The organism is Bacillus sp. G1(2015b) (assembly GCF_001482475.1).
Classification (GTDB): Bacteria; Bacillota; Bacilli; order Bacillales; family Bacillaceae; genus Bacillus; species Bacillus safensis.
The window spans coordinates 78,867-104,906 of sequence record NZ_LKIC01000031.1 but is presented as its reverse complement, the minus strand read 5'-3'; the positions used below and the strand labels follow the sequence as shown (position 1 = coordinate 104,906).

Here is a 26,040-nt window from a genome sequence, read left to right as displayed (position 1 = left end):
AGCCCCCTTCTCATGTGATGTCACTATTATTTTCTAAAAATAACCCATATATCATCATCTTATCAAAATATCCCCTTTTATATATAAAAAAGCATCCTAAACGGATGCTTCAATCAAATGATATTTTTTCAAAATACGATAGGTGATTTCTTTTGCTTCTAGTCCTGTGCCTTCGATATTTGTGGCGAAGATGTAGGTTTTGTTTTTATGTTTGATGAAGCCTACGTACCATCCAATGCCAGAGCCGGAGCCTGTTTTTCCGTATAGGGTGGCATGTTTCTCTTCTTTTTGGATCATCATTCGTTTGACCGTTCTCATGACAGATAGGTCAAATGGGAGACTTTCTTCATATAGCTGTTTGAGGAAATGGACTTGTTCTATTGGAGAAATGCGCAACGAACTGCTTAACCAAAATTGATCGATTCCGCCAGATATGTCTTCATTCCCATAGTGAATGGCTTTCACCCAATGGCTCATGCGTTCTTCCCCGATGTCACGCGCCATGGCTTGATAGTACCAGACGACTGAATCTCTCATGCCAGAGCCCAGTGTATGATCCTTATTCCAGTTATCAATTTCTCTTTTTACTCCGTCCCAATATTTGATGTCATATTCATCTCTCACCACGCCGGTTTGGAGGCCGATGAGGGCATTTGCCACTTTAAATGTTGATTGTGGGGCAAAGCGCTGATTCGCTCTTTTTTTGTTATACACCCATGGCGATTTTTCTTTTACTTCTTGGATCACAAATGTACCTTCCCTGTCTTTCAAGAATTCATCTACTGACCATGCTGGTGATGTTCCCTCACTTGATGACGGCTGACTGATACAAAGTGCCATCAGCATAATGGATGAAACCAACCATTTCATATGCTTTTTCTTCAAAAAAATCGCTCCTTTTCCCATGATTTGTATCGATTGTAGCATGTCAGAGCGATGAGACATAAGGTACGCTTGTCCTCTTTTCTGCCAAATAAAAAAAGCCGGTTTCATCCGGCTTTCTGATCATATTAGCTTTCTTTTTTCTCTTCAATGGCCTGCTTCGCGATTTTTGAAATCGTCATATCATCCATTGGCGGGTTATGGAGCCCAGCCCGAATATCTCGATAGTAACGCTGCAGCGGACAGCCAAGACTCAAGCTTTTTGCACCGACTAAACGCATGGCTTTATCAACCACCTGCAGACTATGATTGACGACTGTATGCTTCACTGCACCGAATTCATTGATTAACAGCTCTCTTTTCTCAGGCTGCTCATACAATGTTGTCGTTGAATAGATGACGTGGCGTGCTTGCTTTAGTAGTAAATCAATTTCGCCAATCAGTGTTTGGACATTTGGCAGGTCACTAATCGTTCCGCTAATACTGTTCGGTGAATGGGTAATGGCATATTGAACAGCATAATCTCTTGCGGCTTGCGCAATCCCTAAATAGCAGGAAGGAATATGTGCGATCCAAGGGTTTAATGTACCGCCTCGAGGTCTTTTTTGCACTTCAACAAGCATGTCATCTGGGACTTCCACTTGGTCTAGGATTAAATCATGGCTTTCTGTTCCTCTCATGCCGACAACATCCCATGTTTCTTCTATAGAAACACCTTTCGTATCACGGTGAATTAAGAAGAATCCCATCGCTTCTTTTTCTTCAATCCATACGCCGACTAAAAAGTATGTGAGAGCTGGTGACATCGTTGTGAAAATTTTACGTCCATTGATCACCCAGCGATCACCTGATTTAATCGCTGTTGTTCCAGGCTTGCCGCCTCTTGTTGGGCTGCCTGTCTGCGCCTCACTCACAGCGCGGTTGACAAGGGCGCCCTTCTTCACTTCTTCCGCAAAGAATTGCAGCTGTTTCTCATTCCATAGTTTCTTTTCATAAATTTCACCTACAACTCCTTGGTGCCAGCCGATCGATAAGGCAGTTGCTCCGTCCATGCTCCCAAGCGTTTCTTGAAATAGAACCATATCTGTTACAGATTGACCTCCGCCTCCATATTCAGCGGGGAGAGACAGGGTTGTATATCCCATGTTTACTAATGATTCGATATTCTTTTTAGGAAAATAAGCGCCTTCATCATGTTTTTTTGCGTTTTGTTCGATCGTTTCACGAAGAGATTCCAGCTGATTGAGCCATGTTTTTTGAAAATCGGTATCGACAAATAATGCTTTAGACAAAATGTATCCAACTCCTCTGTTTCTCACAATCTATGATATCTCATTTTTCCAATTGGAATGAATAAAACACACTTTACTTATAGGATTTAATGTGTTAAATTTTATCAATATTAAGTACATCTGTCAAAGGAACGTGATGCTTTTATGATCTCAGCTACTAATCTACATAAATCTTATGGGCAGACCCATGTGTTAAAAGGCATTGATTTTTCCGTACAAGAAGGTGAAGTGGTCGCAATTATTGGACCGAGCGGATCAGGAAAAACAACACTTCTCCGCAGTTTAAACAGCCTCGACATTCCAGACAAAGGAAAGCTGACTGTTGGAGAAGCCACGATTCAATTTGAACGATATCATAAAAAAGATCTTTTAAAACTAAGGCAGCAATCTTCCATGGTATTTCAGCATTATCACTTGTTTCAAAATAAACGGGCACTTGAAAATATTACAGAGGGATTGATTGTGTCTCAAAACATGTCTAAGAAAGAAGCAGAAAAGGTTGGAGAGCAATTTTTAACGCGGATTGGACTGCTTCATAAAAAAGATGCATTTCCGAGTGAACTATCCGGCGGTCAGCAGCAGCGGATTGGAATTGCCCGTGCTCTTGCGATGAATCCTGCGGTGCTTTTGTTTGATGAACCAACGTCCGCACTGGACCCAGAGATGGTTGGAGAAATCCTTGAAATGATCAAAGATATTGCAAGCCAAGGGATGACGATGGTCATTGTGACGCATGAAATTTCGTTTGCAAAGAACGTAGCGGATACGGTGATCTTTATGGCAGATGGGGAAATTGTTGAAAAAGGCTCACCAGAAGATGTTCTGATGAAGCCTCAGCATGAACGTACGAAACAATTTTTATCCAGAATTCATCGCGGAATGTGGCAAGGATCGGAGGAAGACATATGAAGCAAAAGACAGCATTCATGACATCTGGTGTCCTTCTGTTTCTCCTCTCTCTGATTGGCTGCAGCAGTGTAAAAACAACAACAGATGATGGAAAACAAATTGTGAAAGTCGCACTGAGTGCAGAGGTCAATCCACCCTTTTTAGCGACAAATGACCGAAACGAACCGATTGGCTATAACATTGATTATTTAAATGAAGTGGAAAAAAGACTTCCGCACATCCATTTTGATTACATATTTGGCGAGGAAGAATCCAATTTAATTGGTGTTGGCGCGGGGAAGTTTGAAATGGCAGCTAATTGGTTTTTCAGTAACCCTGAACGCGAAAAGCGGTTTCTTTATCCTAAGGTTCCGTACGGCTATTCGATGACAGGTTTAATTGTGAATGAATCAAACCAGGATATTCAATCGCTTGACGATATGACATCTAAAAAGCTGGCTCCTGTAAGTCCTAGCGGCGGATTGCGTTCCATATTAAATCAATATAATGAAGAACATGATCCAGATATTCCGCTGACAACCATTGAGAGCCCTTCAAATGAACTCAACTTAAAGCGCGTTGAAAGCGGAAGGTCCGATGCGGCCTTTATGAATATTTCGACCTTTGATACCATTCAAAAGCATCTGAACCTGAAGGTCAAAGTGGGCGGGATCGTGTCAAAGGAGCCGATCTATCTTGTCTTACAGCCAAGTCAAAAACAGCTTGCAGCAGATTTGGACCGGGTTACACAAGAGATGATTGATGATGGAACATTGCCTAAGCTTGCGAAAAAGTGGTTTGGAGTTGATTTCTTTCAAGATATTGACTACATCTCAGAGCAAGGCTATCAATATGAAGAAAGGAAGGAAGCGTCATGACGTTTACAGCTGGAGATTGGCTGCGGATCTTTTTACAGGTGCTTGAACGCCTGCCACTCACTTTTCTCATTATTGTAGTGTCATTGTTTTTTGCCATCTTGATAGGGCTTTTATTTGCATGCATTCGTATTAAGCAAATCCCAGTGCTGAAGCAATTGGCTGTTGTCTATTTATCTTTTACACGAAGTACGCCATTAATTGTTCAGTTATTCTTAATTTATTTTGGACTGCCTCAGCTTTTACTTGTGGCAGGAATTCAAATCAACCATTGGGATCGTGTGTTATTTGTGATGATGACGTTCTCTTTACATACGGGCGCTTATTTATCTGAAGTTTTTCGCAGTGCGTATTCATCAGTTGGAAAAGATCAACTGGAAGCCGCCTACATTGTTGGGATGACAGATACACAGGCCTTGATCAGGATCATTATCCCGCAGGCCTTTCTCATTGCCCTACCAAACCTCGGAAATTACACCATTGATCTTGTGAAAGACACGGCGATTGCCTTTACGATCGGGCTCATCGATATTATGGGACAGGTGAAGATCATCTTAGGAAATAACTATGGAATCGGCATGTTTGAAGTGTATGTAATCATTGCGATTGTGTACTGGCTCATTTGTATGAGCATTGAACTAGTCACCATGCTGCTTGAAAAGAAATTTGTAAAAGGCCGCACCAGCCTGTCACGTTAAGGAGGCGATTTAGATGCAAACCATTGATATTCCATTTGCGATTGACCAAGTACCTCATATTCTAAAAGGCGTTCCTTTCACCTTATTAATTGCACTAGTTTCTATGGCTGTGAGTCTTGTGATCGGATCTGTTTTTGCTTTTATTCGTCTCTTTCGCATCCCTGTACTCAGGCAGCTGGTCACACTCTACGTCTCCTTTTTTAGAGGTACGCCTCTAATTGTTCAACTGTTTGCTTTCTTTTATGGGCTTCCTTTTGTTCTAACTAGCATGAGCGGCACATTCGGGCTGACCTTTCACCCGGACATGGTCTCCCCATTAGCTGTTGCCCTCATTACCTTCAGCCTGCATTCAGCCGCCCATTTAACAGAGGTGGTCCGAAGTGCACTTCTGGCAGTAGACAAAGGGCAGCTGGAAGCGGCAAAAATTGTAGGCATGACCACAAGGCAGGCGATGCTTCGCATTATTTTGCCGCAGGCATTTGTTGTGGCCTTACCGAACCTAGGCAATCAGCTCGTTCAGCTATTAAAAGCGACATCTCTTTCGTTTACAATTGGGGTACTCGAAATCATGGGTATTTCCCGGATCATTGCAAATGACGGCTATCAGTTTTTAGAAACTTATCTCGTCTCTGCTTTGATCTATTGGCTGCTGAGCATTGTCTTTGAATTAGCTTTTGCATTATTAGAGAAACGTGTCAGCGTGTACGGCAGAACTCTCGGACGTTAAAAAGTCGATCAGGCACAAAAACCTGATCGACTTTTTTATTCACCCTTTTTTGGTGTGTTAAACAGTTCTTTTGGTGCGGGATTGAGCTTTGGTGCTGAGCCGAATACGACAGGTGCAGAAATATATCTGAACTCTCCTTTTCCATCCATGCTGCGGCCATGTGCCCATCTGCCTTCCTTGCTTTCTTCCCCTCTTGAGAAGTTAAACAAATCATAGGAAACCTGCTGTTTTTCTAGTGAACGAGGGAAAGTGGTTGGTACGACGACATCCCCTTCCCGCTCTTCTAATTCCTTAATTGCCGCAAGCCACATATTTTGATGATATGTATCACGAGCAATGAGGAAGGAAAGCATATCTTTGACGCCGCGGTCATCTGTCATCTCGTAAAGCCTTGTGACCTGAAGTCTCCCCTGTGATTCTGCATTTAAATTGGCTCTGAAATCCGCCATTAAATTACCGCTTGCAATGATATACTTGGCATTCCACGGATACCCTTGACTATCCGCTGCCATCGCCCCTAAACCGGCAACAATTGCATGCTGCGGATTCATTCCGCCCATAACAGCCGCAAGTGCTGGATCACTTTGATACGCCTGTTCCTGTTCTTTTACCGGTGCTTTATCAAGTAGACGAGCGATCATTGTCGCCAGCATTTCGACATGACCAATTTCCTCTGTCCCAACATCAAATAATAAATCCCTATATTTTTGGTCTGCCCGGCAATTAAAGCCTTGAAATAAATATTGCATCATCACACTAATTTCACCATATTGACCGCCTAATACTTCTTGCAGCTTTTTCGCGTAAAGCGGATCAGGCTTTGAGGGCTTTGCTTCATATTGCAATTCTTTGATGTGATAAAACATGATGTCATCTCCCTTATCATGAAACATCTTTTCAATTATCACTATTCAACCGCAGCTCTCATTATGAAAATGACCTGATCACATAAAAAAAGAGAATGGCTTATGCCATTCCCTTTGTTATCTTACTTATTCAGCACTGACTAAAATTTTCACTTGATCTTTTTCATTGATTAAAGCATGGAAGCCATCCTCGATCACATCGTCCAGCTTGATTTTTTTCGTGACGAGTGTGTCTGCAGAGAAATAGCCTTTTCTCATTAAGTTTAATACAGATGGGAATACGTCTCTGTAGCCGATAATTCCTTTCACTGTACGTTCTTTAATGACAATATCGTTCGGCATAATTTCTGCGCCTTTTTCCCAAATGCTTACAATGACAGTTTCACCTGAAATTCTAGTTGATTGGATTGCTTGCTTCAATACAACAGGTACACCTGTCACTTCAAAAGAAACATCGACGCCACCGTTTGTACGGCGTGCGATTTCTTGAACAACATCTTTATATTGAGAAGGATCTACAATGATCGCTCCAAGCTCTTTTGCTTTCTCTTGGCGTTCTTTTGATAGTTCAACTGCATAAATATCAGTAGCACCAGCTGCTTTTAATGCTTCAATGACAAGTAAACCAATTGGTCCGCAGCCAAACACAGCCGCTGTATCTCCAGCTTGTACTTTACTAGAACGTACCGCATATAAAGCAACTGCAGAAGGCTCAACAAGCGCGCCTTGCTCATATGAGATTTCGTCTGGTAATAAATGAAGTAATTCTTCATCAACTGATACATATTCAGAGAATCCACCGCCGCCTCCGGCAAGTCCTAAAAAGCCCATGTTTTCATCTAAGTTATAAGCACCTTGATGCCCGTGAGTTGCAAAAATAGGTTCAACAACCACTCGATCGCCTACTTTGTAATTGCTCACGCCTTCTCCTACTTCAACAACTTCCCCAGAGAACTCGTGTCCCAATGTAATTGGTGCTTTTTCTTTTGTAAGTGGATGAGGTTCATTCACAGGAATGAAGATCGGTCCGCCTAAATATTCATGTAAATCACTACCACAAATGCCGCACCATTTTACTTTCAGTTTCACTTTACCTGGAGCAACTGTTGGTTCGTCAATTTCCTCTAGTCGAATGTCCTTTTGATCGTGCCAGCGTAGTGCTTTCATTTGTAAGACTCCTTTTCTCATCAATTTAATTAACTTACTTAAATAATGATAACATAATTTTTTTAATTTTCTAAGTAGGATGCACTATTTTTTTGACAGTCAATGGACGAAAGATGACAAAACATAGCAATAGACAGATAAGAAGCATACATATACACCCAATGATGACAGACATTCTGATCGATAAAACATGAGCGAGCCCGCCGAATATTCCTGTCATAGCTATTGTCAAAATGGCTTCAATGAGAGCATAAAAGCTGGCTATCCTTCCCATCACCTCTACTGGGATATTTGTTTGATAGAACGTCATAAAACCTGTATTTGCAAAAGCTAAAAAGAAGGCTAAAACAAAAAATCCACCAGCTGCTACAAATAGTGTGCTGGAAAATGCATAAATAAGATAGCCAAACGCCACAAACAAACTGCCGACTCCAAGCATCAGCGAAACTGACAGCCTTTCGACAATGACCGAATTAAGACTTGCCCCTGCGATGATGCCTGCTCCAGCCACACTAACAAGAAGGCCATATTGTGTATCAGTCAGCATCAATACTTCTTTTGCAAAGGCTGTTTCAAGTGAGTCAATGGCCGTAGGAAGGACCGATATCGCCGCACTAAATAATAAATATACCGCCATGATCTGGCGTGACGTCAGACTAAATCGCAGAACAAGCTTGGCATCCTCTTTTAACATTGAAAGGGAAAACCCCTTTTGGCCAGCATCTGTTTTGAGCAAATTCGGTAAACACATCGTTAACAGAGCAGATATCAAAAGGCAGAACGCATTTACATAAATTGAAAGAACAGGCGTCCCGATGAGAAAAAGTAGACCTGCTGCTGCGGGTCCAAGTAAAAATCCACCGGATTGTAATAAAGAGCGAATGGCATTAAACCGTTTTCGGTTATCGGCCGGGATGAGTCCTGTCATATACACCATCGACGCTGGATGAAACATCGCTTGTGCCATCTGTATGAAAAACACCATGACATACAGGATGAGCAGATGTCCTGAAAATAAGGCAAAAGGGATGCATGCAATGAGCAAAGCACGGGTAATATCTAAACTGATCATCACATTCCGCTGATTCAGCCTGTCAATCAAACTGCCAGACCAGCTATTGGTCAAAAGAGAAGCTGCCGCTCTTAGCAAATAAACTGCTGTTACAGCAAGTACAGAGCCCGTTTCTTGAAAAATAAGCAGATGGAGGGCAATCATATAAATCCATTCTCCTATGTTTGCGATCCCGATGGCTCCAAGCAAAATACTCATATCCCGCCAATGTTTTTTCATCATTGTCCCCCCCTATTTGTCATAAAAAAAATCCCGCCCCCAAGACATTTCTGTCTTGAGGACGGGATTTACTCCGCGTTGCCACCTCAGTTCATTCATCTGTTGCCAGATGAACCTTAGCGGGTGATCATTCACCCTTCTCTGTAACGGGAGAAATTCGCTGCACCACCATCCGAGAGAATCCGGTGCAGAGCTAAGAGGCTTGGTTCCATCATGCTCCCCAGCTCCTTCTCAGCTTCACGGAGTTCTCTGTGTGGGGCAGCTATGATGTACTCTTCTCTATTGGCGCTGTGTCTTTTTTTCATCACGATCTTCAGCTGAATTGTTACATATTGTACTGCCGCTTGATCAAAGCGTCAATGTTTTTTTCATGTTAATCCGCATAAATCATTTTTCTAGTCATGCCACCATCAACAACCAAATCTGTGCCGGTCACAAATTGATTGTCTTCATCTGTTAAATAAAAACAAGCTTTCACAATATCCTTTGGCGTGCCGACTCGATTGGAAAGATGCTGATGATGGTCAATTTCTCGAAGACTTTTCTCATCCTTCGTTTCAATCCACCCAGGGGAAATGCTATTCACCGTAATGTGATCCTGACTAAAAGAAACCGCCAAGGCATGAGTAAGCGCTGAAATCCCGCCTTTTGATGCAGCATAAGCTTCCGTATGAGGCTCTGACATGGTCGCACGGGTAGATGAAATGTTCACAATGGAACCGCCTTTTGGATTCTCTTTCATATAACGCGCTGCTTCTCTAGCACATAAGAAAGTCCCTCTTACGTTTGTATGCAGGACATGATCCCACTCATCGACTGTTAACTCATAAGGCGATGCTGTGTACATGACGCCTGCATTATTGATGAGAATATCAATCGTTTTGCAGCGCTCCGCTGCAAACGACATTAAGCGCTGGATATCCTTCTCTTGTTTCACATCCGTTTTGATGAAATAAACTTCATAGGACTCTTTTCTCAGCTGCTCCTCCAAACGCTCCCCCTTCTCTTCATCTATATCCGCAAACACCACACGCGCCCCTTCTTTTGCATAGCCGCAGGCGATCGCTTCACCAATTCCATTGGCTGCGCCTGTGATGATGACGGTTTTTCCTTTAAAATTCAGCATTTGATTGATTCCTTTCTATAACTGGTTTGAATGATTTACTTTTACCCTTTCCTGAAAAGAGCAATCCAGTCATCTACCTCTATTGATTCTATTTGATCCTCTGTCATTTTCAATCTATAATATTGCTTTATTTTCTCGTTAGCATCTAACAAGTATTCTGTAACAATCTCTTCTTCCTTTAAATTTTTCGTTGTTCGCTTGACCCATTCTTGAAAAGGGTAACGTTTTTTTCGTTCCATTGATTTTACTTCTTTTATTCCTTCTGTTAAAAACAATTCCCGCCATTGTTCTGTCGATAGACAGGAGACATGACTTGGGTCTCTCAATCGTTCTAGCTCATTGATAAATAGTGCAAGCTCTTCATCATTTGGCGAAACATTATCAATAAAGAAAAACAGACCATTTGACTTTAATACACGAGATGCCTCTTTGGCAAACTGTTCAGGGTGCGGGAAATGGTGTGCTGCAATTCGGCATGTGACCATATCAAATGTGCCATCTAAAAAAGGAAGGCTTTCTGCATCCGCTACTACATAAAAAATTTGTGGATACGCTTTTAAATGAAGTGATGTATGAGAAAGCATTTCTTTCGTTAAATCCGTCGCAAACACTTGTTTCACATATGGAGCCAGTGTTTTTGCGGTATGCCCGCCACCAGTTGCTATATCAAGAACGACCCAGCTTTCTTCTGGAGCTGCCCATTCAACAATGAGATCTAGGTCTGCTCCCTTTGCATGAGTTTGACTCGTCACATACTTTTCTGCATTTCTCCCAAATTGTTCTATAACTCTTCTTTTGGCTTGATCTGTATTCATCTGATTCCTCCCCTTTGAAATAGATTGGGTTTTCCACAATAAAGAGCCGTCCCATTTTATTGAGCGGCTCCTTTCATGTTAAAAATTATCGAGAAAGCATCCCGTGCGGATCAATGACAAATTTCTTCGCCACACCCGAATCAAAGTCACTATATCCTTTAGGAGCTTGATCAAGGTCAATGACGGTCGCATTGACGGCTTTGGCGATCTGTGCTCTTCCGCTTAAAATGGATTTCATTAGACTGCGATGATATTGCATAACAGGGGTTTGACCTGTCACAAAGGTATGAGCTTTCGCCCAGCCAAGTCCAATTCGCACTTTCAGAGAACCGACTTTTGCATCGGCATCCACTGCTCCTGGATCTTCTGTGACGTAAAGCCCTGGAATTCCAAGCTTGCCGCCAACTTTGGTAATATCCATAATTGTATTTAAAACGGTCGCTGGTGCTTCTCCCTGATCTCCATGACCCGAAGCTTCAAAGCCGACACAATCGACAGCACAATCGACTTCTGGCTCCCCTAAAATATTCGTAATTTGTTCGCCGATTCGATCATGTTTTCGTAAATTGATCGTCTCGCAGCCGAAGCTTCTTGCCTGCTCCAGTCTTTGCTCATTCAGATCTCCAACAATCACAGCAGATGCGCCAAGAAGCTGAGCCGAATGGGCTGCTGCAAGACCTACTGGGCCAGCACCCGCAATATATACGGTCGAACCAGGCTTTACTCCTGCCGTATAAGCACCATGAAAACCTGTCGGGAAAATATCGGAAAGCATCGTGAGATCAAGGATTTTTTCCATCGCTTGATCTTTGTCTGGAAATTTGAGCAGCTGAAAATCTGCATATGGAACCATGACATACTCGGATTGACCGCCAACCCATCCGCCCATATCTACATATCCATAGGCAGAGCCTGGACGGTCCGGGTTTACATTTAAGCACACATGGGTTTTTTGTTCCTTACACATGACGCAGCGTCCGCATGCAATATTAAATGGAACGGACACGAGATCTCCTTTTTGAATAAATTCCACATCTCGCCCAACTTCAACGACTTCACCTGTAATTTCATGACCAAGGACAAGCCCTTCAGGTGCAGTCGTACGCCCTCTTACCATGTGCTGATCACTTCCGCAAATATTCGTCGTCACTACTTTTAAAATGACGCCATGCTCACATTTGCGCCCCACATTGGCTTTAGGTACACCCGGGCCATCTTTTAAGACCAAATCAGGGTATCCAATATCCTCAACTGCTACTTTTCCTGCTCCTTTATAAACGACACCTTTGTTTCCCGACATGATTTCATTCCTCCCTTTTGTTTAAAAATGAAGTCTCTACAATTTTCTCTATTTCTTAAGCAATTTCCTTCTTCAAACCGCACATTATGTGAAAAAGAAGGGGGTACATGTCTACGTGAGAAAGAAAAATGTGTCTTCCAGTGAAATAAAAAAGAAAATATTGAAAAAAAAGCTAAACTTTTGCAGAATGGTGTCGATATAAGAAATAAGCCAGACAGGTATCCTTAATCGACAAACAAATTCCTTATATATACTATCATTCCTTACACACCTGGCTGGCGCCTACCTTACATACAAAAGGCTCTTCTGATGAAGAGCCTTTTTTTATTTTTACATTCGATTGCAGGCAAAGAGGCTCCTCTGACGAAGAGCCTCTTTTTGAGTGCTTGTTCATTACCTGGGAAATATTTTCATCATTTTAAAGCTTTGATACAGATGTATGTATCATAGTGATAAACCGAGACTTCTCTAAAATGATATGCTGAAAACAGACGGCTGATCTCTTGTTCACTGTACGATGAAAAAGATGTTGACCGTTTTTGTTCCTTTATCAGCTCCTGCTTTTGGAAAGATAAAAATACTTCACCATCCACTTGAAGGACGCGGTACACTTCCTTCATAACTTGCTCAATATCCTTCAAGTAATAGATCGTCTGCACCGTAAATAATTTATTGAATGATCTGTCTTCAAAAGGTAATTGCTCAGCCTTGCCAAGCGTAATAACGGCTTTGTCTTGTTCCGCAAGCTTCTTATGTTTTCTTTTTGCATATTTAATCATATGACGAGAGGCATCCACTCCATATACTTTTCCGCGGTCAAGTTTTTCTGCTACCTTTGATAAGGTGATGCCTCTTCCAGTCCCAATTTCTAAAATTCGGTCATTTTCTTGTATATTTAAGAGTTGAAGCGTCCATTCATTGATATTATGATGATTTTTTTCCATATAGCGGGCAACCCATTTTGAGAACAAGCCTTTTGGTTCCCTCATTTGTTTTCCAATCCAGCTTTGAATCAATGTTAACACCTGCTTTTCACCAGTAAATATAACTATTTACAAATTTTCTTACTTTTCATATCGGCTCTCACCTAACAAAAATTAAGACCTAGTCCTAATTTATTTGTCCTTTATAAGACGCTCCTTTTCAGAAAATGTTTCGCAGAAAGTGAAAATTTTTTGACCTGAATAGGCGTTTTCATTATTTGTGCTCAGATTGATTTCGTTTTCTGCATGAGCTGCATAATTTATAAATGTATCTTGATAAGATAAAGGTGGTGCTAGATTATGGGCTTTGGCGGTTATTCTGGAGGCTACTGCGGTGGCTACGGTGGCGGTTTTGCAGGCGGATTCGCATTGCTTGTTGTACTGTTCATTTTGTTGATCATCATTGGTGCAAGCTGGATTTGCTAATGTAAAAGGAGCAGGAAACCATGACGTTTCCTGCTCCTTTTCTTTAATACCAATAAGTCCGGTACTGATACATATAACGTCTGAGCATTTCCTCTTGCTCTCTTTGCATGCGGTATGGATTGCCGTACCCGTGCTTTAAGGAATGCGGAATAGATGCATATCCGTGCCCCACAGACGGAAATCTCATATATGGTGACATCGACATTTATTGATCACCTCACAATCTCCTTTTACGGTTATCATATGTGTAGGTGATCAATGTGGAGCGTGTCTAAACCTGGTCCTTCTCCCTCGTATAACAATCAAGCATGGCAAGCATCATAAACATGTCAATCTCCTCCTTTTCACTTTTTTCATTTCCTGTTTTAGTTCATATACTTTAGTTGTTTCTGTTTCATTTCTTCATAAAATGTTTCGACTTCTTGTTCGTAAAGAACAGTCTCAATATCCTTGTATTTACGCTTGATCGTCAATGTAATAAAAAATAAATGGATTGTCATATACGCTCACCTCCCTTCAGTTCGCAGCACGCGAAATAGCCCGCAGATCTTCTTTATCAGTTGACCTGCGGGCACACAAAAATACAGCTCAAAAGACAGTGTCTTCCAACCTGCAATGGATGATACGTGTGAAATCCTCGTTTACTACTTAAACAGTTTTGAAGCGTGCACCGTATAAGGCAAAGGAAGAACACGAACTCTTCCACAGGCTGATGACATGATGAAATTGTTGGTTGAATTGATCACAAGTAGATACGAATAACATATTCTTCAGCCTCCTTTACGTTTTTTTAATTACTCTGTAAGTATATCCAGCAAGCACCATTTTGTAAACCTGTTTTTAGTAATATAGATGATTTTTGTGTTTTTGACTAAATTTCTACAGTTATTCTTGTCCGATTGTCCAATACAATGAAAAAAGCCTCCTCAGGCATATGAGGAGACTTTCGAATTAATCTTCATCTAATTCTTGCAGTTTCTTTTGAAAGAAAATCGCACGTTTAACACAAACAAAAGCTGCTAATAAGAAAACACAATCTATTCCCATCATCAGCATTTTTGGAGATGCTTCGATGTGCTGGTTCGGTAAGATCGTACCAATATATATAAAGGTGCTGACAGCAAGCAAAATAAAAGCGTACTGCTTGTAATCTGTCACTAAATCACTCCACTTTTTCTTCACTTGTTTCACCTTCCAGTTATCAATGTCTATTCATAGCTTAACATAGTGAGAGAAAGCGAGGAGCATGTAAATCTATCCATTCGCCAGCGCGCTTAGTCCTTGTTTGATATCATGTAGTAAATCATCAACATCTTCAATCCCAACGGAAATACGAATTAAACCATCTGTGATGCCAAGCTCCTCCCTGCGGTCTTTTGGAATGGACGCATGGGTCATCCGGGCAGGGACAGAAATTAAGCTTTCTACTGCTCCAAGGCTTTCTGCGATCGTAAACAGCTTTAGCTGGCTCAAAAATACATCAACATGTTCTTCTTTTCCAATATCAAAAGAGATCATTCCGCCGAAGCCAGATGCTTGTGTTTTCGCAAGTTCATGGCCAGGATGAGTACCGAGACCTGGATAATAAACACGTGTGACAGCTGGATGTTGCTTTAAAAACTCAGCAATTTTCTGTGCATTTTGTTGATGTGCTTCCATTCTTAGCCCAAGCGTTTTCATCCCTCTCATGAGAAGCCATGAATCCTGCGGTCCAAGAATTCCGCCTGTCGAGTTTTGAACAAAGTGCAGTTCTTCTCCAAGCTCTTTCGTCGCTGTGACAACAAGTCCGCCTACAACATCACTATGACCGCCTAAATATTTAGTCGCACTGTGCAGAACAATGTCCGCACCATATTCAATCGGCTTTTGGAAATACGGTGTGAAAAATGTATTGTCGACAATCATCAAGATGTTGGCTTCCTTTGTCAATTCGCCGATCGCTTTTAGATCCGTCATTTTGAGTAAAGGATTGGTTGGTGATTCAATGTAAACGGCTTTTGTTTCAGGTAAAATGGCTTTTTTCACCGCTTCAGGATCACTTGTGTCAACAAAGGTTGCAGTAATGCCAATTCGGTTTAGCACCTTTGTGATGACGCGGTAGGTTCCGCCATATACGTCATCTGTCAGGACAATATGATCCCCGCTGTTAAACAGCATCATCACCGCCGTAATGGCTGCCATCCCTGAACCAAATGCGTAGCCGTTTGCTCCTCCTTCAAGATCACGAATGACTGATTCCAGTGCGGTTCTTGTTGGATTTGCTGTTCTGGAGTATTCATATCCCGTATGTTCGCCTGCTTTCGGCTGCTTATACGTGCTCACTTGGTAAATAGGTACAGACACGGCGCCTGTTCTTTCATCACCTGTTGTTCCGCTGTGAATCATCATTGTTTTTGGTTTCATTCTATTTTCCTCCCTCATAAATTCCTTTACTTAAATATCGCTCACTGCTGTCAGGAAAAATGGTGACAATGACTGTCCCAGGTGCTGCTTTCTTTGCTTCCTCTAAAGCGGCAAATAAGGCGGCACCAGAAGAGCTGCCGATGAGAACACCTTCTTTTTCAGCTGCTTCTTTCACCATTCGAAACGCATCATCATCACTGACAGTGTAAATCTCATCGAATAAAGCCTGCTCCATATAATCTGGGATAAATTCAAGACCAATTCCTTCCGTTCTATGCGGGCCTGGATCCCCACCGTTTAAAATGGACCCTTCAGGCTCCACAACAACCGTTTTTAACGACGGATGCTGCTCTTTTAAATAGGCGGCACACCCTTGAAAAGTCCCGCCAGATCCTGCTCCTGCGACGAATACATCGATATTCCCTTTTAAGTCAGACCATAATTCTGGACCGAGCGTTCTGTAGTAAGTCAATGGATTTACTTGGTTTTTAAATTGTAAAACACAATAGGCATTGTCAAGGCTTGCCTCTAGTTCAAGGGCTCGATCAATCGCACCCTTCATGCCTTCTTTTCTCGGCGTATGAATAATCTCTGCACCGAGCGCCTTCATCAGCTGTTGTTTTTCTTGACTAAAATGTTCTGGTACACAAAAAATGGTCTGCAATTGATGCTTTCTTGCACTTAGGGCAAGCCCAATTCCTGTGTTTCCAGCAGTTGCTTCAATAATGGTTCCGCCTGGACGCAGTTTGCCAGATGCTAATGCTTCTCTGATGAGCATATCACCTAAACGATCTTTAATACTTCCACCTGGATTCATCATCTCAAGCTTTGCATACACCTCAACGCCTTCTGGGACGCCAATCCCTGACAGCTTTAAAAGCGGTGTGCGGCCAATTAATTCAGTAATATCCTTTATGACAGCCATATAATTCCCTTCCTTTGCATGGAAAAGAAGGGGGAAACCCCTTCTTTTATTGTGTTTGCTTTATCATACGCAAGACAAGGTCGGTTGAGTGAATCGCTGCTTGCTCAAGGAATTGATCAAAGGAGATATTGGATTCTTTCCCTGCAATATCTGATAGCGCACGAACGACAACAAATGGCGTACCAAAGAGCTGGCAGACCTGTGCAACAGCTGCAGCTTCCATTTCCACCGCATATAGCTCTGGAAACTTCTCTCTTACAAACGCTACACGATCCGGATCATTCATAAATGAATCTCCTGTTGCAATCGTTCCTTTTGCCACTTGAATATGATCGATCTCTAAAGCAGATTCCTCTGCAAGCTTCACAAGCTTTTCATCCGCAATGAAAGCAGCTGGAAGTCCCGGCACTTGTCCATATTCGTAATCAAAGATGGTCACATCTACATCATGATGTCTCACATCAGTAGAGATGACAATATCACCTACATTTAATGAGTGATGGAAACCGCCAGCAGATCCTGTATTGATCACATAATCTGGCTGAAAGCGGTCAAGCAGTAATGTTGTGCTGACCGCTGCATTTACTTTTCCAATCCCTGATTTTAATAAAATCACTTCTTTATCTTCATAAACACCTGTTGTAAATTCACACCCAGCGATGTTTTCTTGTGTAGCATTCTTTAGTTGATCTCTTAAGATCGTCACTTCTTCTTCCATTGCACCTATAACTGCGATTTTCAAAACAAAAACATCCTTTCATTCCCTTTTCTTCGCTTCTACGATCCAAACAAAATCATTCATTTGATGAAAGGATGTGCTAAAACCTTCTTCTTCAAAGATTTGCTTTAACACATCAATGGATGGATAATATTCCGTTTCTAAATCCTCTGCAAGCTGATCGAACCCTGCAGCTCTCGCTTTGTCGATTTCAGCTTGATGTGCTGCTTGATTTTGAAACATTGTATCAGCAAAGACTATTTTACCATCTGAGTGAAGGATGTTGCTATAGGTGTGAATGGCTTGTTTTTTTTCTTCATCCGTTAAATGGTGGAATGCATATGAGCTGACGATCGTATCCGGCTCAAAAGGCGGCGCTGGAAATGATAAAAAATCTCCATCATGAAATATATTTGGTATTCCTTTTTGAAGAGCTGCTTTCTTCATGGCATCTGATGGTTCAACACCAAACACGTTTTTATCAGCTGCAAGCAGGAGCGCTGTTAGATTCCCCGTACCGCTTCCAAACTCAAGAACATATTGGCCTGAACGGCGGGCAATTTCTTTTAGAATAGCCGGATACCGGCGAAACACTTCTTTATACTGCTCGTCATGACCACTTACCGTGTCGTCATAAGAGTCAGCCCAATGATCAAATAAAGAAAGAAATTCACGTCCCATTTTCTTTCCCTCCACTTTATCTATTTATTCCTATGCGTATAGTATGTTTTAATCCGTCGAACAGTTCCTATCCTACCACAACTTCTGTTTCTTTCCTACTAAAAAATACTGGGAGTGAGCAGAAAAACATTTGCCCTTCTGAGGGAGAGAGATTAAGATGAATGAAGAGTATAGAGAGGTGAATCAAATGGATTTTCAGCTGGATTTTTTAAAGGATAAAATTGAATTTTTTGAAGCAACATCTTTAAAAGAACTTGAACAAAAGATCCAAAAACAAATTGAACATAATCAGGCGATTCTGCTGACCGTTCATTCTGTCAGCCATCAAACGACCGTGATCGATGAGCGGATTTTGTATACAGCAGTTGTTCATTTTAAAGCGAATGTTTAAACAAAAAAGATAGCATATCTGCTATCTTTTTTTCATGTTTATCTTAATTTTTCAACCTTCACAGGTTTCCAGCCTTTTTCATCTACCCACGTAATTTCCACGCGGTAGCGTTCACCTGTTGATTTATCACGGATGGTTCCTTTTGCATCTTGAGGACCTCCGTTATTTCCTAACCAAAGAACGGTCATTTGATCTTCTGAAATCCCTGTCGCATAGGACATGGCTTTGATCATTTCTTTCCAGTCTGTTGAGCTCGAATCATAGGTTGCTGTATGTGAACCGGATTGCTCTGTTCCTACAGGCTCCCAGTCATCGTTTTCGTATGTTTTGTCGACGTCACTTGTTTTGCCGCCGTCTGTTTCTTTGGCGTCTTTTAACGCATCTTTATTAGGTTTTTCTTCATCATCTGTCTTCTTCGTATCGTCGTCTTGATCAGATGAATCATCTTTTTTTGCATCTGAATCATCGGATGTGTCTTTCTTTGGATCTTTCACATCTTCTTCTGAGTTTTGTTTATTTTCACTTGTTGCAGGTGCCGTTTTTGATGGTGCATCCGCTACATCTGTATCTTTCGGCTTATTAAAAATTAACAAACTCGATGCGACAACCAAAATAAGCACCACAACGATACCAATTAATATGTTAAGCACCATATTTGCCTTTCTGCGCTTATCACGATGTTCAAATCGAGAATTTCTACTCAAAATCTCTGCACTCCTTTGCCTCTGTTCCCTAAGTCGTTTCTATTCTAACATGTCATGAAGGGATGTTCTATGTCTGTTTCTTTTCAATTTCATTGACCTTTTTTACAATATCATAAAACGCATCATTTGTCTTAGCCCGGCCACTTGTCTCGTCAAGGTGAACAACGACAAGGGCGTATTTTGGTTTTTCTACCGGAAAGTATCCAGCAAACCACTTATGATAAAGCGGATTCCCCTTTTTGTCTTGACCGCCGGTTTGGGCAGTACCTGATTTCCCCGCTACTTTGTATGGCAAATCTTGAAACCTTCTTCCGGTTCCCTTGTCAGAGGTCACCACCTGTCTTAAGAATTTTTGCAGCTTTTGAGCTGTATAGCGGTCTATGCTGCTCCCTTCAGGCCGTTTGTTTTGAAAGGACAGCATCGTTGTTCCGTTTTGATACAGCACTTTTTCTGCGATTTTCACTTCTTTTCGTTCTCCTCCTCTTGCGATCGTAGCCATCATATTCGCGATTTGCAGAGGAGTCGTTTTGACATTTTTTTGTCCTATTGCGGTTTGTGCAATGGCTTTTTTGACATGCTTGTCTCTTTTATCTCCCCACACACTGCCTGTTTCTTCACGATCAAACTGTTTGAAGTGCTGCTTATGATAGACATCCCCTTCCCAGCCAGCTCGATCTAAGAGTCCAAGCTTTGCAGCCGTCTTTTCGATGATTTGTTCATCTGTTTGAATGAGCCTTTCAGCAAGTGTCGCAAAGGTATAATTGCAGCTCTCTGAGAAACTGTCCGTCAGATTTAGCACTTCCTGTTTTCCTTCAGGCTCTCCATATAAATTCTTTCGACAGTCATACATGGTTTGTGGCTGGTCAAGGTTTTTTTCGATTGCTGCGGCAAGCACAGCCGTTTTAAAGACAGAGCCTGGTGCAATCGCTGTCAGCATGTAATTTCTTGCCTCGTGCCGGTTTTTGCTTGTGACATTTGGGGTACTCGCCATCGCCAGCACACTGCTTTTTTCAATGTCAAGCAGAACGGCACCGCCTTTTTCAACGCCTTGTTCTTTGAGCACCTTTTCCATTTCAGCCTGCATGTCTTCATCTATTGTTGTCTGTACCTGAAGTGGATAAAAGGAATGAGCTTCTGCTGTATATTTGACGTCCATACCGAACAAAGGGTTTCCCCTTCCGTCCACATGATATAACAATTTTGTGTCTTGCTCGGGTAATAGAAATTCGTCAAAGGTGCTTTCCAGCCCAAATGTGCCGATTTCAGTACGAATGGAAAGCTCTTTTTTGTCAGGATAACGCTTTCTCAATAGTTCTGGATTCTCGCTTGTGAAACCTAATGTGTGGAGGGCAAGTCTTTTTTTGTCCTTCTCTTTCATATATACGCCGTACACACCTGAATATTTCATATCATTGATGTCTTTCAGCTTTTTTTTCGAAATGTCATCTTTTAAAATGAGCGGTTTTTTCGTTTCTGTTAACTGTTTTTTGAGTTCATTCTCTTCCATCTCAAGAATTGAGGCAGTTTGCTGCAAGCGCGGAAGATCATATTGCAGGAAAGGAAATAAGATAACCGCGGGCTGTTCTTTTGTAAGAAGTGCTTGGCCGTTTCGATCTAAAAACTCACCGCGTCCGTCTGAAATGACGACTTCTTCTGTTCGCTGTTTGACACTTTCTTGTATTAAATTGATATCAAGCTTTGAAAACGATTCTGTGAAGAACAGCTGAATTTCTGCCAGTCTCATCAGAAGACCGAGAAATAGCATAAAAATAATCGCACCTGTCCATTGAATTCTTCTTTTTTTGCGCATAAAAACACCTCGTCCCTATTGTGGACGAGGTGTTTACGTGATAAACGTGATTATGAAATTTTTACAATTTGGACGAACATTTCTCCGCCAGGTGTTTGAACGGTTACTTTGTCGTCTACTTGTTTACCTAAAAGGCTTTTTGCAATCGGTGAATCGTTTGAAATCTTGCCTTCAAACGGATCAGCTTCTGCACTTCCCACAATGGTGTAAGACTCTTCTTCGCCGTCTGGTAATTCAACGAATGTCACCGTTTTACCAAGTGAAACAACATTTGAATTTCCTTCATCTTCGATAATTTTGGCATTACGAATCATATTATCAAGCGTTGTAATACGGCCTTCTACAAACGCCTGCTCTTCTTTAGCAGAATCATATTCCGAGTTTTCAGAGAGGTCTCCAAAGCTTCTAGCGATTTTAATACGCTCTACAACCTCTTTACGTTTAACCGTTTTCAAATGTTCAAGTTCTTCTTCTAATTTACGCTTTCCTTCTTCTGTCATTGGAAATACTTTCTCTTGTGCCATGAATCATTCACTCCTTCTATTAATCCTCATCATACAAATTTCTGCACGTGAGTGACGACTGAAATATACAAGAATGAGGACATGTTCAGGCCCTCATTCCTTCTGTCCCATATTCGTAAAAGTCCATCTTACATGGCGTCCCTTTTAGATGCAACTATTATGCCTTTTATTAGACAGGACCACTCCGCAGCGGTCTAAAATCGCACAAACTGTGGAAAGGCACAGGAAGCTCCTGTACCTCGTTCGGCCATTTCGATCATATGTAGAAGAATAGCTTACCCATTCTCCATCTTCCAATACATAATATGGTCAGTGTACGATATGTCTATGCTATATTATTACAAAATTGCGTTTTGATCAAGAATTGTTTGAAAATTTGTGATGATTTGTTTGTCGTTTTTTTAATATACTTTTTCAACTTCATTCTTTCGCTATATGGTAGTGATTTCTCCAACTCTTCTTTTCTTCATTGTTTTCTTATCATATCAAACCCTCAAGATTTTTTCCGATAATGCTGCTTTCATAAATGTTCACATATAATTAACAAATATTAACAAGGAAATATTTGGTTTTTGTTGAATTCTATCAATGCAAGACCAAATACATGCTAGGGAGTGTTTTAAATGAACATGAAGAAAACAATTGTTTCTGTTCTATCCATCTCTACCTTATCTTTTTCACTAATGGGCATGGCTTCAGCCAAAGAAACAGCAGATTTCACAGTCAATAGCAGCTCGTCTGGATTTCAAACATTAGATGTGATTTCGATTCAAGATTACAGTTTACCTTTAAGAGTTGGTGAGCAATACTCAGTCTATAATTCTGCAGCTACACGTTATTGGACAGATAAACAGAGTGTAGCTTCTGTTAGCTCTAATGGAATAGTGACCGCAAATTCACCTGGCAAAGCCACGATCACTCTTTATAAAGGGACGTCTGTCTTAGGACAAGTTTTCGTGACTGTTTATTAATATGATGCTGAAAAGACCTTTACACTGTAAAGGTCTTTTTCTTCTCTACCTATTACTCTGCACGGTTTTGAAGAATGGTTTGAATTTTTGTGACCATTAAGTCTATCGCCACATGGTTTTGGCCGCCTTCTGGGATGATGATATCGGCGTATCGCTTTGTTGGTTCAATGAATTGATTATGCATCGGTCTGACAACAGATACATATTGTTCAATCACAGAATCGATCGACCGGCCTCTTTCCTTCGTATCGCGTAAAATGCGGCGGATGATGCGAAGGTCTGCATCTGTATCGACATACAGTTTAATATCCATTAAGTCTCTCAAACGTTCGTCTTCTAGTGCAAAAATGCCTTCAACGATGATGACATCCTTCGGCTCAACATGAACAGTCTCTTCTGAACGTGTGTTCAGTTTAAAATCATATATTGGTTTTTCAATGGATTCGTACCTTAAGAGCTGTTCCAAATGCTCAAACATCAGGTCATTGTCGAATGCAAGCGGATGATCATAGTTCGTGAGCAGGCGCTCTTCAAATGGCATATGACTTTGATTTTTGTAATATAAATCTTGCTGAAGCATGAGGATGGAATGTCCTTTAAATTTTTCATAAATCGAATTGGTGACGCTCGTTTTACCTGAACCCGAGCCGCCAGCAATACCAATGACAACTGGTTTACTCCTCATGTGGCTGTTATTTCCCCTTTCTCATCATGTTGCTAGGGTATACTTTTTGATCAAGCTTGAATTTGACGATTTGCAGCGGATGACGAGCGGCATCTAGTTCATTTCCTTTTTCATCCCAAATCGTCTCAATTTTGCATGTGAAATTCTCAATTTCTGGTCCGAAGAATTCGACTTCGTCGCCTTGCTTAAAGAAGTTACGCTGCTGCAATGTCACGATTTGTTCTTTTTCATCATAATGAAGAACAAGACCTGCGAAATCAAAGGTCGTTTTCTTTCCATGAATGCCAAACATTTGTTCATCTGTTCCTGGTACGCCTTCGAAAAAGGCTGGCGCTGTGTCACGGTTTGCGCATTTATCTAATTCATCTAACCATTCCTGCTGAATGACAAAATTGTCTGGATCAGCACAATACGCATCGATGACTTTACGATACACACTGACAACAGTGGCAACATAATGAATGGATTTCATCCGTCCTTCGATTTTTAAGCTGTCAATTCCCATTTCGATCATTTGAGGAATGGATTCAACAAGCTTCAAATCTTTTGGACTCATCGCAAATGGTGCATCTTCTTCACCAAATAAGGGCGCTTCCTCAGAACCTTCTAGTTTATAAAGATCATAATCCCAGCGGCAGGACTGGCAGCAGCCTCCACGGTTAGAATCTCTTGCCGTCATATGGTTACTGAGCACGCAGCGGCCAGAGTATGCGATACACATCGCACCGTGAATGAATGTTTCGATTTCAATATCGACTTTTTCTTTCATTTCTCTAATTTCTAGCGCACTTGTTTCACGTGCAAGCACCACACGCTCAAGCCCTTCTTCCTTCCAAAATTGAACAGCTTTCCAATTTGAAAGAGATTGCTGTGTGCTTAAGTGGACTTCAAGCTTCGGTGCAACACGTTTACATGTTTCAATGATCAGTGGATCAGCTACGATAATGCCTGCTACTCCAGCGCCTTCAATCCCTTGAAGGTATTCCTCCAGCCCGTCCATGTTTTCATTGTGGGCGAAGATATTCGTTGTCACATAAATGCGTGCGCCATATTTGTTTGCAAATGCGACGCCTTCTGCCATTTCTTCAATTGAAAAGTTATCTGCATTTGAGCGAAGCCCGAATTCTTTCCCGCCAATAAAAACAGCGTCTGCTCCGTAATGTACAGCAATTTTCAGCTTTTCCAAGTTTCCTGCGGGTGCAAGCAGTTCTGGTTTTTTTGTAATGACACGTTTCCCATCAATCATTTCAGAAATACCATCTTTCAATAATGCCATTTCCTCTGCCTCCTCTTATATTAATAAACCGTTTCTTTAAAGAAGAATCCTGTATCAATCGAACGATTCACTGGCTGAATCTCTTCAATCCGCTTCACCCAGTCCTCTTTCTGATCTTCATACGCGTCTTTGTCAGTCGTTAGTAAATCAATTGCTTTTCTATAAAGTGATGTTACCTCTGTCATATAAGAAAGTGACTTTAAAATTCCGTCAATTTTAAATGAGTCAATGCCTGCGTCAACAAACTCTTCTAATTCGTCAATCATACACACATCATTTGGACTCATAATATGTGTCCCGTTGGCATCCTCGAAAATAGGGTATTTGTTTTGACGCTCTTGGTCATGCAGGAATAGCCCTTCCTCCATATGTCTGCCTACGACATCCATTTGTTTGCCTTGGTATTCAAAGTAGTTGCCGATGAGCGTACGTTTTGATTGAAACATACATGTCATGCCATGGACCTGAATTTCAATCTCCACTTCAGCATTTTCTTTGATGTCGATCACACTGTCCATATTCAGCTCTTTTGCAAGAACAGCACGCGATGCACCTTTTCTACCCCAGTAGTTACAAGTGTAATAGTTTGTCCCAGTCGTTTCTGTACTCCAGTGAAGATTCAGGTTCACTCCTGTTTCCTTTGCAGCCATGATCACGGCTGGGTCTCCAAAGACGACACCGTCCACGTTTAATGAATCGAGAAAAGTTAAATAATCTCCAAGCAGCTGGACGCGGTCATTATGAAAAATTGCATTCATCGCCACATACACTTTTTTGTGATGGGCATGTGCAAGCTCAACCGTTTGTTTCACATCTTCTCTTGAAAACTCACCCGCAAGACGAATACCGTATGTTTGTTCGCCTATTAAGAATGCATCAGCTCCTGCCTCAATTAATGGCATGACGTCTGACACGCTGCTTGGCGTTACAAGCAATTCTGGTTTCTTCATGATTGGTCACCTCTTTTTGTACTAATGGCGATCCCGTCTCCAACTGGAATAATGCACGTTTGGAAATCAGGGTTTGACATGAGCCATTGATTGTATCGATCAATTTTTCCAATTAATTGTTTTTTTCGTTTATCTTCAATTTCTTCTTCATAATTCGTTGCCACTAAGCCTTTGAATAATACATTGTCTGTAATAATCATTCCGTCATGAGCAAGCATCGGTTCAAACAATTCAAAAAAACGCTTGTACTGCCCTTTTGCAGCATCAATAAAAATCACATCATAGGGCGCCATCGTTTGGACCGTTTTAGCCGATTCCATCGCATCACCAAAAAACACGTGTATTCTTTCTTTTAACTTTAATTCCTCAATGTTCCGTGTCGCTTCTTCATAGCGCTTTGCATTTCGCTCAATCGTATAAATCTCAGCATCTGGCAGAGCTGTTGCCATTCGAATGGCGGAATAGCCAATCGCTGTCCCAACCTCAAGAATTTTCTTCGGCTTTTTCATCGAAAGAAGCTGCAGTAAAAGCTCGATGCTCACCTTTTCCATAATTGGCACATGATGCTCTTTTGCATATATCTCTAATTGAGCGATTGCATCAGGACTTGGGTGAATTAAATGTTCAATATAATCATTTATTCGATCATCTTCGATAGTCATTATC

The 26,040-nt window shown here is 41.4% G+C and carries 30 protein-coding genes; 7 read left to right on the top strand and 23 right to left on the bottom strand.

Translation table 11 applies throughout. The annotated features are described in order from the left end of the window. Positions 1–96: 96 nt before the first annotated feature. Both blaBPU and AMR95_RS17890 read right to left on the bottom strand, forming a co-directional pair. Complete coding sequence (blaBPU, locus tag AMR95_RS17895) at positions 97–885, bottom strand: BPU family class D beta-lactamase (RefSeq protein WP_058839096.1); 789 nt, start codon at positions 883–885, stop codon at positions 97–99. A gap of 125 nt (positions 886–1,010) precedes the next feature. Continuing rightward, the gene (locus AMR95_RS17890; RefSeq protein WP_058839024.1) at positions 1,011–2,174 is read right to left on the bottom strand and encodes an acyl-CoA dehydrogenase family protein; all 1,164 of its coding nucleotides are present in this window, start codon (positions 2,172–2,174) and stop codon (positions 1,011–1,013) included. 144 nt (positions 2,175–2,318) lie between these two features. On the opposite strand from AMR95_RS17890, the gene AMR95_RS17885 reads away from it, so the two are divergent. The 4 genes from AMR95_RS17885 to AMR95_RS17870 are packed head-to-tail and all read left to right on the top strand — an operon-like array spanning position 2,319 to position 5,362. Continuing rightward, complete coding sequence (locus AMR95_RS17885) at positions 2,319–3,083, top strand: amino acid ABC transporter ATP-binding protein (protein WP_058839023.1); 765 nt, start codon at positions 2,319–2,321, stop codon at positions 3,081–3,083. Next, positions 3,080–3,940 (top strand): amino acid ABC transporter substrate-binding protein, encoded by an 861-nt coding sequence (locus AMR95_RS17880; protein ID WP_039180202.1) that lies wholly within the window; start codon positions 3,080–3,082, stop codon positions 3,938–3,940. Before AMR95_RS17885 ends, AMR95_RS17880 begins: the two co-directional genes overlap by 4 nt. Beyond that, complete coding sequence (locus AMR95_RS17875) at positions 3,937–4,635, top strand: amino acid ABC transporter permease (protein WP_039180205.1); 699 nt, start codon at positions 3,937–3,939, stop codon at positions 4,633–4,635. The genes AMR95_RS17880 and AMR95_RS17875 overlap by 4 nt, the downstream gene beginning before the upstream one ends. A gap of 13 nt (positions 4,636–4,648) precedes the next feature. After that, the gene (locus tag AMR95_RS17870) at positions 4,649–5,362 is read left to right on the top strand and encodes an amino acid ABC transporter permease (protein WP_058839022.1); all 714 of its coding nucleotides are present in this window, start codon (positions 4,649–4,651) and stop codon (positions 5,360–5,362) included. A gap of 35 nt (positions 5,363–5,397) precedes the next feature. Here the strand turns inward: AMR95_RS17870 and AMR95_RS17865 are convergent, their stop codons facing one another. The 7 genes from AMR95_RS17865 to AMR95_RS17835 all read right to left on the bottom strand — a co-directional run bounded on the left by AMR95_RS17865 (position 5,398) and on the right by AMR95_RS17835 (position 12,943). Beyond that, positions 5,398–6,228, bottom strand: coding sequence for a manganese catalase family protein (locus AMR95_RS17865; RefSeq protein ID WP_058839021.1), 831 nt, complete (start codon positions 6,226–6,228; stop codon positions 5,398–5,400). 126 nt (positions 6,229–6,354) lie between these two features. Further along, the gene (locus AMR95_RS17860) at positions 6,355–7,395 is read right to left on the bottom strand and encodes a 2,3-butanediol dehydrogenase (RefSeq protein WP_058839020.1); all 1,041 of its coding nucleotides are present in this window, start codon (positions 7,393–7,395) and stop codon (positions 6,355–6,357) included. A gap of 70 nt (positions 7,396–7,465) precedes the next feature. Next, positions 7,466–8,686, bottom strand: a complete 1,221-nt coding sequence (locus AMR95_RS17855; protein ID WP_058839019.1) for an MFS transporter — start codon at positions 8,684–8,686, stop codon at positions 7,466–7,468. Positions 8,687–9,059: 373 nt separating this feature from the next. Further along, complete coding sequence (locus AMR95_RS17850; RefSeq protein ID WP_058839095.1) at positions 9,060–9,809, bottom strand: SDR family NAD(P)-dependent oxidoreductase; 750 nt, start codon at positions 9,807–9,809, stop codon at positions 9,060–9,062. 44 nt (positions 9,810–9,853) lie between these two features. Continuing rightward, positions 9,854–10,627 (bottom strand): class I SAM-dependent methyltransferase, encoded by a 774-nt coding sequence (locus tag AMR95_RS17845; RefSeq protein ID WP_058839018.1) that lies wholly within the window; start codon positions 10,625–10,627, stop codon positions 9,854–9,856. Positions 10,628–10,712: 85 nt separating this feature from the next. Further along, positions 10,713–11,927, bottom strand: coding sequence for a formaldehyde dehydrogenase, glutathione-independent (fdhA, locus tag AMR95_RS17840; RefSeq protein ID WP_024423097.1), 1,215 nt, complete (start codon positions 11,925–11,927; stop codon positions 10,713–10,715). A gap of 413 nt (positions 11,928–12,340) precedes the next feature. After that, the gene (locus tag AMR95_RS17835; protein WP_047201970.1) at positions 12,341–12,943 is read right to left on the bottom strand and encodes a class I SAM-dependent methyltransferase; all 603 of its coding nucleotides are present in this window, start codon (positions 12,941–12,943) and stop codon (positions 12,341–12,343) included. Positions 12,944–13,210: 267 nt separating this feature from the next. Between AMR95_RS17835 and AMR95_RS19620 the strand changes: the two genes are divergently transcribed. Continuing rightward, on the top strand, positions 13,211–13,336 hold the full coding sequence (locus AMR95_RS19620) for a YjcZ family sporulation protein (protein ID WP_008342643.1): 126 nt from the start codon (positions 13,211–13,213) through the stop codon (positions 13,334–13,336). Positions 13,337–13,379: 43 nt separating this feature from the next. Here AMR95_RS19620 and AMR95_RS19165 read toward each other — a convergent pair whose 3' ends face one another. The 7 genes from AMR95_RS19165 to AMR95_RS17810 all read right to left on the bottom strand — a co-directional run bounded on the left by AMR95_RS19165 (position 13,380) and on the right by AMR95_RS17810 (position 18,063). After that, positions 13,380–13,541, bottom strand: a complete 162-nt coding sequence (locus AMR95_RS19165; protein ID WP_155267112.1) for a hypothetical protein — start codon at positions 13,539–13,541, stop codon at positions 13,380–13,382. A gap of 160 nt (positions 13,542–13,701) precedes the next feature. Further along, positions 13,702–13,836 carry a YrzI family small protein gene (locus tag AMR95_RS19050; RefSeq protein ID WP_064497892.1) on the bottom strand — a complete coding sequence of 45 codons (135 nt, stop codon included), beginning with the start codon at positions 13,834–13,836 and terminating at the stop codon, positions 13,702–13,704. A gap of 451 nt (positions 13,837–14,287) precedes the next feature. Continuing rightward, complete coding sequence (locus AMR95_RS17830) at positions 14,288–14,518, bottom strand: YrhC family protein (RefSeq protein ID WP_058839017.1); 231 nt, start codon at positions 14,516–14,518, stop codon at positions 14,288–14,290. Positions 14,519–14,590: 72 nt separating this feature from the next. Further along, positions 14,591–15,739, bottom strand: a complete 1,149-nt coding sequence (locus AMR95_RS17825; protein ID WP_058839016.1) for a bifunctional cystathionine gamma-lyase/homocysteine desulfhydrase — start codon at positions 15,737–15,739, stop codon at positions 14,591–14,593. A gap of 1 nt (position 15,740) precedes the next feature. After that, positions 15,741–16,664, bottom strand: coding sequence for a PLP-dependent cysteine synthase family protein (locus AMR95_RS17820; RefSeq protein WP_058839015.1), 924 nt, complete (start codon positions 16,662–16,664; stop codon positions 15,741–15,743). Positions 16,665–16,710: 46 nt separating this feature from the next. Continuing rightward, on the bottom strand, positions 16,711–17,406 hold the full coding sequence (mtnN, locus tag AMR95_RS17815; protein WP_024423101.1) for a 5'-methylthioadenosine/S-adenosylhomocysteine nucleosidase: 696 nt from the start codon (positions 17,404–17,406) through the stop codon (positions 16,711–16,713). Positions 17,407–17,421: 15 nt separating this feature from the next. Then, positions 17,422–18,063 carry a class I SAM-dependent DNA methyltransferase gene (locus AMR95_RS17810; protein WP_041086372.1) on the bottom strand — a complete coding sequence of 214 codons (642 nt, stop codon included), beginning with the start codon at positions 18,061–18,063 and terminating at the stop codon, positions 17,422–17,424. A gap of 187 nt (positions 18,064–18,250) precedes the next feature. Here AMR95_RS17810 and AMR95_RS17805 point away from each other — a divergent pair, with 187 nt between their 5' ends. Next, the gene (locus AMR95_RS17805; RefSeq protein WP_024423103.1) at positions 18,251–18,454 is read left to right on the top strand and encodes a YrzA family protein; all 204 of its coding nucleotides are present in this window, start codon (positions 18,251–18,253) and stop codon (positions 18,452–18,454) included. Positions 18,455–18,492: 38 nt separating this feature from the next. Here the strand turns inward: AMR95_RS17805 and AMR95_RS17800 are convergent, their stop codons facing one another. The 3 genes from AMR95_RS17800 to greA form a co-directional block, all read right to left on the bottom strand. Continuing rightward, a complete protein-coding gene (locus tag AMR95_RS17800) occupies positions 18,493–19,158 on the bottom strand; it encodes a YrrS family protein (protein ID WP_058839014.1) in 666 nt (221 codons plus the stop codon). A gap of 67 nt (positions 19,159–19,225) precedes the next feature. Next, complete coding sequence (locus tag AMR95_RS17795) at positions 19,226–20,968, bottom strand: peptidoglycan D,D-transpeptidase FtsI family protein (RefSeq protein WP_058839013.1); 1,743 nt, start codon at positions 20,966–20,968, stop codon at positions 19,226–19,228. Positions 20,969–21,018: 50 nt separating this feature from the next. Beyond that, on the bottom strand, positions 21,019–21,492 hold the full coding sequence (gene greA / locus AMR95_RS17790) for a transcription elongation factor GreA (protein WP_047202506.1): 474 nt from the start codon (positions 21,490–21,492) through the stop codon (positions 21,019–21,021). 623 nt (positions 21,493–22,115) lie between these two features. On the opposite strand from greA, the gene AMR95_RS17785 reads away from it, so the two are divergent. Beyond that, entirely contained in the window at positions 22,116–22,463 is a 348-nt protein-coding gene (locus AMR95_RS17785) for an Ig-like domain-containing protein (protein ID WP_058839012.1), read from the top strand. Between the two features lie 52 nt (positions 22,464–22,515). Here AMR95_RS17785 and udk read toward each other — a convergent pair whose 3' ends face one another. Genes udk through AMR95_RS17765 form a run of 4 tightly spaced genes read right to left on the bottom strand, consistent with a single transcriptional unit; the run spans position 22,516 to position 26,036 of the window. After that, positions 22,516–23,148, bottom strand: a complete 633-nt coding sequence (gene udk / locus AMR95_RS17780; RefSeq protein WP_024423106.1) for a uridine kinase — start codon at positions 23,146–23,148, stop codon at positions 22,516–22,518. A 7-nt stretch (positions 23,149–23,155) separates the two neighbouring features. After that, a complete protein-coding gene (locus AMR95_RS17775) occupies positions 23,156–24,424 on the bottom strand; it encodes a peptidase U32 family protein (RefSeq protein WP_024423107.1) in 1,269 nt (422 codons plus the stop codon). 20 nt (positions 24,425–24,444) lie between these two features. After that, complete coding sequence (locus AMR95_RS17770) at positions 24,445–25,374, bottom strand: peptidase U32 family protein (protein ID WP_039180246.1); 930 nt, start codon at positions 25,372–25,374, stop codon at positions 24,445–24,447. Then, on the bottom strand, positions 25,371–26,036 hold the full coding sequence (locus AMR95_RS17765) for an O-methyltransferase (protein WP_039180249.1): 666 nt from the start codon (positions 26,034–26,036) through the stop codon (positions 25,371–25,373). The genes AMR95_RS17770 and AMR95_RS17765 overlap by 4 nt, the downstream gene beginning before the upstream one ends. Between the last annotated feature and the right edge of the window lie 4 nt (positions 26,037–26,040).